The 7369-nt window shown below is 44.6% G+C and carries 7 protein-coding genes and 1 pseudogene; 7 read left to right on the top strand and 1 reads right to left on the bottom strand.

All coding sequences use genetic code 11. The annotated features are described in order from the left end of the window. From RP262_RS11075 to nt5e, 6 genes and pseudogenes are all read left to right on the top strand, one after another. A pseudogene (locus RP262_RS11075) lies at positions 1–485 on the top strand (DUF4336 domain-containing protein); the annotation flags it as partial. Positions 486–551: 66 nt separating this feature from the next. Next, positions 552–1169 (top strand): hypothetical protein, encoded by a 618-nt coding sequence (locus RP262_RS11070; protein WP_311155182.1) that lies wholly within the window; start codon positions 552–554, stop codon positions 1167–1169. Between the two features lie 10 nt (positions 1170–1179). Beyond that, a complete protein-coding gene (locus tag RP262_RS11065) occupies positions 1180–1833 on the top strand; it encodes a uracil-DNA glycosylase (protein WP_311155181.1) in 654 nt (217 codons plus the stop codon). A gap of 8 nt (positions 1834–1841) precedes the next feature. Further along, complete coding sequence (locus RP262_RS11060; RefSeq protein ID WP_002917180.1) at positions 1842–2306, top strand: 8-oxo-dGTP diphosphatase; 465 nt, start codon at positions 1842–1844, stop codon at positions 2304–2306. A gap of 12 nt (positions 2307–2318) precedes the next feature. Next, positions 2319–3587: a dihydroorotase gene (locus RP262_RS11055; protein ID WP_311155180.1), complete on the top strand. Its 1269-nt coding sequence runs from the start codon at positions 2319–2321 to the stop codon at positions 3585–3587. Positions 3588–3748: 161 nt separating this feature from the next. After that, positions 3749–5908: a cell surface ecto-5'-nucleotidase Nt5e gene (gene nt5e / locus RP262_RS11050; protein WP_311155179.1), complete on the top strand. Its 2160-nt coding sequence runs from the start codon at positions 3749–3751 to the stop codon at positions 5906–5908. A 39-nt stretch (positions 5909–5947) separates the two neighbouring features. Here the strand turns inward: nt5e and plsY are convergent, their stop codons facing one another. Beyond that, positions 5948–6598 (bottom strand): glycerol-3-phosphate 1-O-acyltransferase PlsY, encoded by a 651-nt coding sequence (plsY, locus tag RP262_RS11045; protein ID WP_004191182.1) that lies wholly within the window; start codon positions 6596–6598, stop codon positions 5948–5950. 190 nt (positions 6599–6788) lie between these two features. Between plsY and RP262_RS11040 the strand changes: the two genes are divergently transcribed. After that, a partial coding sequence (locus tag RP262_RS11040) for an ATP-binding protein (RefSeq protein ID WP_311155178.1) occupies positions 6789–7369 on the top strand: 581 nt, incomplete at its 3' end.

Raw genomic sequence — 7369 nt, 5'->3', positions numbered from 1 at the left:
TAGCTGACTGGAAGAAGCATTATCCTAAGGCAATTGCTTGGTCTAGCCCAGGAGTTGAGGAGAGAGCAGCCAAGCAGAAAATCCCAGTCTCCTTTGATGAAAAGCTGACGGATGAGTCTCCTGAAGCTTGGGCAGGTCAGATAGATCAGTTGGTTTTCAAGGGAAGTACTTATATTGAGGAAGTTGTCTTTTTTCATAAGGACAGTCAAACCTTGATCTTGACAGATTTGATTGAGAATTTTGAAACAGAGCATTTTCCAAGTCAGATTCGCGGCAAGGCTTATAAATTAGTTCGAGTTGCAGCTCCGGATGGCCAGACACCTATTGACTACCGCATGACATTTATCGGTCATCAAAAAGAAGCCAAAGAATGTCTGGAGCAGATGCTGGCTTGGCAACCGGAGAAAATCATACTAGCCCATGGTTCTTGTTTTCTGGAAAATGGCACAGCTGAACTCAAAAGAGCGCTTAGGTGGATAAGATAGGAAAGAAAAGTACTTATTACCTTGTTCTAAGGAAGTTATCTCTAAAATTTTATGATAAAGAGAAGTTTGTTTTTTAATTTTATTTACAAAATCGTTTTTCTTACGCTTCTGATTTTGCTTACCGTTTTTGTTTTTTCTTATTTGATTCATAATGGAAGTGGATATGTACGGGAAGAAGCGAGTAAGAGTGAGAGAAAAAGTGCTTATGTGGGGGTCGCTGGTGGAATTATTATTTCTGGTTTCGCTTTTGTTCGATTTCTTGAATTAACTGAGCATATTAGCAGGCATAGAAAGTATCTTAAAATAATGACGGAGGAATTATCTCCAACTCCTGATTTTGAGACAATAGAAGAAGAGGCTGATTTTCATGATAAAGAATTAAAGATTTTGATTTATAAGAATTGCCTCATTACTTATCATAACTATTTCTGTTTTAGGAAGATTGATTCTCAAATTTGGCAGATTTTCTTGAATAAATATCAGAAATATAGTCGATACAAGGGCAAGAAAAGCAAGTCTCTTTTGCCGCCGAAATTCTTCCTTATTGTCAGAAATCAAGATTATAGGGAACAGTTTATGCCATTTAGGTACAAAGAGAAAAATTGGAGTCGCTTTAGTTCTTATCTAGCCGACCATTATCCGGCCATAGAGCTAGATGAACAAGTTCGTGAAATTGAGACATAAGGAGACATATATGCAGCATTCAGCTTGGCATGCTTTGATTAAGGAGCAGCTGCCGGAAGGTTATTTTGCAAAAATCAATCATTTTTTAGACGAAGTGTATGCTTCAGGGACCGTTTACCCACCTCGGGAAAAGGTGTTTAATGCGATTCAGACGACAGATTTAGCGGATGTTAAGGTGGTTATTTTAGGGCAGGATCCCTACCACGGACCGAGACAGGCACAGGGCTTAAGTTTTTCGGTACCTGATGACATTCCAGCTCCGCCTTCTTTGCAGAATATTCTTAAAGAACTTGCAGACGATATCGGAGTGAAGGAGTCGCATGATTTGACTTCCTGGGCTCAGCAGGGTGTTCTCTTGCTCAATGCTGGTCTGACAGTGCCTGCTGGCCAGGCCAATGCGCATGCCGGCTTAATCTGGGAGCCTTTTACAGATGCTATTATCAAAGTAGTCAATGAAAAGTCTGATCCAGTTGTCTTTATCCTATGGGGTTCCTACGCCCGCAAGAAAAAAGCCTTGATTAGCAATTCCCAACATTTGATAATTGAGTCAGCTCACCCAAGTCCGCTGTCTGCTTACCGTGGCTTCTTTGGCAGTAAACCTTTTTCACGTACCAATGATTTCTTAGTGGCTAAGGGCTTGGAACCTATTGATTGGTTAGCTTAGGAGGTAGTATGGTTCAGTTAGCAACGATTTGTTATATCGATAATGGCCGGGAGTTTCTCATGCTGCACCGCAACAAAAAGCCCAATGATGTCCATGCTGGGAAATGGATTGGTGTTGGTGGCAAGCTAGAGCGTGGAGAAACCCCACAGGAATGCGCTGCACGTGAGATTTTAGAGGAAACAGGTCTAAAGGCCAAGCCTGTCCTCAAAGGCGTTATCACTTTTCCAGAGTTTACTCCCGACTTGGACTGGTATACCTATGTTTTCAAGGTAACGGAGTTTGAGGGGGAACTGATTGACTGCAACGAAGGTACTCTGGAATGGGTGCCCTATAACCAGGTTTTGTCTAAACCAACTTGGGAAGGCGATCATACCTTTGTTGAGTGGCTTTTAGAAGACAAGCCTTTCTTTTCTGCAAAGTTTGTTTATGACGGGGATAAGCTGCTGGATACGCAGGTGGACTTTTACGAATAAGGAGATAAGACGATGCTATTAATCAAAAACGGACGAGTTATGGATCCTAAAACTGGTTTTGACCAAATTGCTGACCTCTTGGTTGAGGGGAAGAAAATCGTCAAAATCGGTCAAGATTTGCAGGCAGAAGGAGCAAAAGTGATTGACGCCAGTGGTTTGGTTGTGGCTCCAGGTTTGGTGGATATACATGTGCATTTCCGGGAGCCAGGCCAGACTCATAAGGAAGATATTCATACGGGGGCTTTGGCAGCAGCAGCAGGTGGCTTTACGACTGTTGTTATGATGGCTAATACCAATCCTACCATTTCAACGGTTGAAACCCTGAAAGAAGTACTGGAGTCGGCTAGTCGTGAAAATATCCATATCAAGTCAGTCGCAACAATTACAGAGAATTTTGATGGGCAGCATCTGACAGATTTTCAAGGTCTTTTGGCAGCAGGTGCAGTAGGTTTTTCTGATGACGGTATTCCGCTGACCAACGCTGGCATTGTCCGTCAAGCGCTCGTAGCAGCGCGTAAAAATAACACCTTTATCAGCTTGCATGAGGAAGATCCTAATCTCAACGGCATACTCGGTTTCAATGAGCATATCGCCAAAGAGCATTTTCATATCTGCGGCGCGACAGGTGTGGCAGAATACAGCATGATTGCCCGCGATATCATGATTGCTTATGATGCAAAGGCTCATGTGCATATCCAGCATTTGTCCAAGGCTGAGAGTGTAAAGGTGGTGGAATTCGCTCAGAAGCTAGGCGCTCAAGTCACTGCTGAAGCAGCGCCTCAGCACTTCTCTAAGACAGAAGCTCTGCTATTGACCAAGGGCAGCAATGCTAAGATGAACCCGCCTCTGCGCATAGAATCGGACCGTCTGGCAGTTATCGAGGGGCTCAAATCTGGTGTCATTTCTGTCATTGCGACGGACCATGCTCCACACCATGCTGACGAGAAAAATGTTGAAGACATCACTAAAGCGCCTTCTGGTATGACTGGGCTTGAGACTTCGCTTTCCCTAGGACTGACCTACTTGGTAGAGGCAGGTCATCTGAGCTTGATGGAACTTTTAGAGAAAATGACTCTTAATCCGGCTCAGTTGTATGGTTTTAATGCTGGCTTCATCGCTCAGGATGGCCCTGCCGATTTGACTATATTTGACCCAGAAGCAGATAGACTTGTGACTGACCACTTTGCCTCCAAGGCGGCCAATTCACCTTTCGTTGGTGAAAAACTTAAAGGCCAAGTGAAGTTTACCATCTGTGATGGGGAAGTTGTCTTTGAAGGATAATACAGATTAGACTCTGATGAATTTCAGGGTCTTTTTTAACACAGAAAATTTTCTAGAAAATTTCTGAAATTACGAATGTTTGGAAATATTAAGGATATAGTTCCTTTTTAAACCAAAAAGAGGTATAATATAACAAAATACTAAAGAGGAGTGTTCGTTATATGAAGAAGAAATTTTTCATCTTACCTGTTCTATCAACAGTGCTTTTGGCACCTGCTTTCTTGGCGCATCAAGTCTCTGCGGAAGAGGCTCAGGCTAATCCAGAGCCGGCAACGACTGAGTTGACCAGTCAGCCAGCTGCTGAGACAGCTTCTGCAGCGCAACCAACTGCTCCAGCAGCTTCAGCAGAAGAAAAACCAGCAGCAGATAGTCAGAATGCAGCTGCTCCGGCTGGTCCAGCTGCGACAGAAGCCGCTGCAGCACCAGCCCAGTCTGAAAATCTACCAGAGGCTACGATTCTCCATACCAACGATGTGCACGGCCGCATCGTAGAGGAAAAAGGTGTTATCGGTGATGCCAAGCTAGCTACTGTTATCAAGGAAGAACGTGCTAAAAATCCTAAAGTGCTAGTTGTGGATGCAGGTGATGCCTTCCAGGGTCTGCCAATTTCCAATAGTTCAAAAGGGGAAGAACGTGCGAAAATCCTCAATGAAATTGGCTACGATGCTATGGCAGTCGGTAACCATGAGTTTGACTTTGGTCTAGATGAGGCAAAGAAATACAAGGAAATTCTTAAATTCCCACTTCTCAGCTCCAATACCTACGCTAATAATGCTCGAGTTTTCCAAGCCTCTACCATTGTAGACAAGGACCCAGCGGTTGAGGGAGATGAGTTTGTGGTAATCGGTGTGACAACACCAGAAACTTCTACAAAAACTCACCCTAAAAACATCCAAGGTGTGACCTTCACTGATCCAATTACAGAGGTTAATCGGGTTATTGACGAAATCGAAGCACGCGCAGCGGCAGAAGGAAAGAACTACAAAAACTACGTTGTTCTAGCTCACTTGGGTGTTGACACGACAACTCCAACTGAGTGGCGCGGTTCAACCCTGGCTGAAGCTCTTTCTAAAAATCCTAAGCTCAAGGGCAAGCGCGTAACCGTTATTGACGGCCACTCCCATACAGTAGAGTCTACGACTTATGGCGATAATGTCACCTACAACCAGACCGGTAGTTACCTCCATAATATCGGAAAAGTAACTTTCAAAGCTAATCAACTTCTGGGAAATCCTCAGCAAATCCCTGCCGAAACAGCTAAAAAAGTCGCTCCTGACCCAGTTGTAGCTGACATGGTCAGCAAGATTAAAGCCAGATACGACGCAGATAATGCTAAGGTTATCGTGGCAAACAGCCCAGTAGAGCTTAATGGCGACCGTGAAAATGTCCGCGTTCGGGAAACCAATCTGGGTAATGTCGTAGCCGATGCTCTCTACGATTATGGTCAAACTGGCTTTGCCAATAAAACAGACTTAGCTGTTACTAACGGAGGCGGTCTGCGCGAAACTATTGCCAAAGACAAGCCAATCACCAAGGGAGATGTCATCGCCGTATTGCCTTTCGGGAACACTATTTCGCAAATCAAGGTAACTGGTCAAAACATCGCAGATATGTTTGCCAAATCTCTGGGCTCTATTCTTCAGGAAAAAGATGGCAAGCCTGTGCTGGATGAGAACGGACAACCCTTGCTAGAACCAAGCGGTGGTTACCTGCAAATCTCTGGGGCTAAAGTCTACTACGACACGACTCTGACAGCTAATCAGCGTGTCCTCCACATTGAGATTAAGAACAAAGAAACGGGTGTTTATGAGCCTCTTGATCCAAATAAGACCTACTATCTGACGACCAATGACTTCTTGGCTGCTGGTGGGGATGGCTATACCATGCTGGGTGGCCCTCGCGAGGAAGGACCATCTATGGATGTGGCCTTCGCAGACTATCTGGCAAAAGCTGATTTGACAGCCTATGCGGTTATCAATCCAAACTCACGCGCTATCTCTATTTCATCCACTAAGGATACAGATGGTGATGGCTACAAAGATATTGAAGAAATCAAGCAAGGAACGGATCCGGCTAATGCGGCTTCCTACCCAGCTGGCTCCAAAGCAGTTGATCCTGGAAAACAGGCAGCGCCACTGGTTAACACGCCAAATCAAACCAAGCAAGTAGCAGTTCATGTTGCCAAGACCTTCACTAAGGATCCTGCAGCTAAAGAACTGCCACAGACAGGCAGCGAATCAACAGTTGCCCTGAGCTTAGTTGGTATGGTTTTAGGATTCTTTGGATTGGCAGGAATCAAGAAAAGTCACAAAGAAGACTAGTTAGAAGACACAATAAAACGGAAGTTGTTCACTTCCGTTTTATTTCTTAGCCTCAGGATTTTGATGTGTGATATTCAAGCCCCAAGGGATTAAGTTTTCTTTTTTCTGCTTTATACGTTGGATATTGTCCTTGTGCCGGAGGATAATAATCAAGGCTAGCGCAATGATAATCAGAGTGAAGAAGAGGTCATAGTTGGGCAGGATAAAGCCGACTAGAGGAAAAAGCAGCGCCGACAGGATGGCGATAACTGCCGAAAGCACACTTGCCAGAGAAATCATACTTCCCAGATAAAGGATGCTGGCAAAGATAACAATCAGATAAATAAAGAAGGCTGGTGAGAAGCCCAGAACAACCCCTGCACTGGTTGCCACAGCCTTGCCGCCCTTAAAGCCAGCAAAGATAGGAAAAGTATGGCCAATCACAGCCAAGAGGCCAAAGACAAGCGGCGAAACTCCCTCAATATGCAAAAAGAAAGGCAGCAGGGTCGCTGCAGTTCCTTTGAGAAAGTCAATAGCAAAAGTAGCCGTCCCCGCCGTCTTTCCCAAAATACGGAAAGTATTGGTCGTTCCGGTATTGCCACTGCCGTATTCTCTCAGGTTCTTTTTAAAGAAAATTTGCCCAATCCAAAGTCCAGTCGGAATAGAGCCCAGTAAGTATGCTAGTATTAATCCAATTATCGTGTTCATCATGATTTTATTATACCATTATTTCGCTTTCTTACAATAGAAAAGGATAGAATTTATAGCAGGAAATGTCTACTCGGATATTGGATTGTTCTTCGTTTGAAATCCGTTCTCATCAGCATTTTTTTCAAAAAAATCTTTGCAATATTTGCCAAAAACTTGTAAGATAGAAAAGATGAATCATTAGGAGGTTCTTGTGGCAAAAAAGGAAATCAATATTAACAATTATAATGACGATGCCATTCAGGTATTAGAAGGGTTGGATGCGGTCCGCAAGCGTCCAGGGATGTATATCGGATCGACCGACGGAGCCGGACTTCATCATCTGGTCTGGGAGATTGTGGACAATGCTGTCGATGAAGCCCTGTCAGGCTTCGGTGACCGGATCGATGTGACTATCAACAAGGACGGCAGTCTGACTGTCGCAGACCACGGACGCGGGATGCCAGTCGGCAAGCACGCTATGGGGATTCCTACGGTTGAGGTCATCTTCACCGTTCTCCACGCCGGCGGTAAGTTCGGCCAAGGTGGCTATAAGACCTCAGGCGGTCTTCACGGTGTAGGCTCCTCTGTTGTCAATGCCCTGTCTAGCTGGCTGGAAGTGGAAATCACACGCGATGGCACTGTTTACAAGCAGCGCTTTGAAAATGGTGGGAAACCTGTCACCACACTCAAGAAAATCGGCACTGCACCTAAGTCCAAGTCTGGGACAAAAGTGACCTTCATGCCGGACGATACGATTTTTTCAACGACAGACTTCAAGTACAACACTATTGC

The organism is uncultured Streptococcus sp., from assembly GCF_963456385.1.
GTDB lineage: Bacteria > Bacillota > Bacilli > Lactobacillales > Streptococcaceae > Streptococcus.
The sequence above is the reverse complement of the archived record's forward strand: the minus strand, read 5'-3'. Positions and strand labels throughout refer to the sequence as shown.

Excerpts from the sequence above, each read along its gene's own strand:
- RP262_RS11065 (WP_311155181.1), top strand. The coding sequence starts at position 1,180 with ATGCAGCATTCAGCTTGGCATGCTTTGATTAAGGAGCAGCTGCCGGAA.
- RP262_RS11060 (WP_002917180.1), top strand. The coding sequence starts at position 1,842 with ATGGTTCAGTTAGCAACGATTTGTTATATCGATAATGGCCGGGAGTTT.
- RP262_RS11055 (WP_311155180.1), top strand. The coding sequence starts at position 2,319 with ATGCTATTAATCAAAAACGGACGAGTTATGGATCCTAAAACTGGTTTT.
- nt5e (WP_311155179.1), top strand. The coding sequence starts at position 3,749 with ATGAAGAAGAAATTTTTCATCTTACCTGTTCTATCAACAGTGCTTTTG.
- plsY (WP_004191182.1), bottom strand. The coding sequence starts at position 6,598 with ATGATGAACACGATAATTGGATTAATACTAGCATACTTACTGGGCTCT.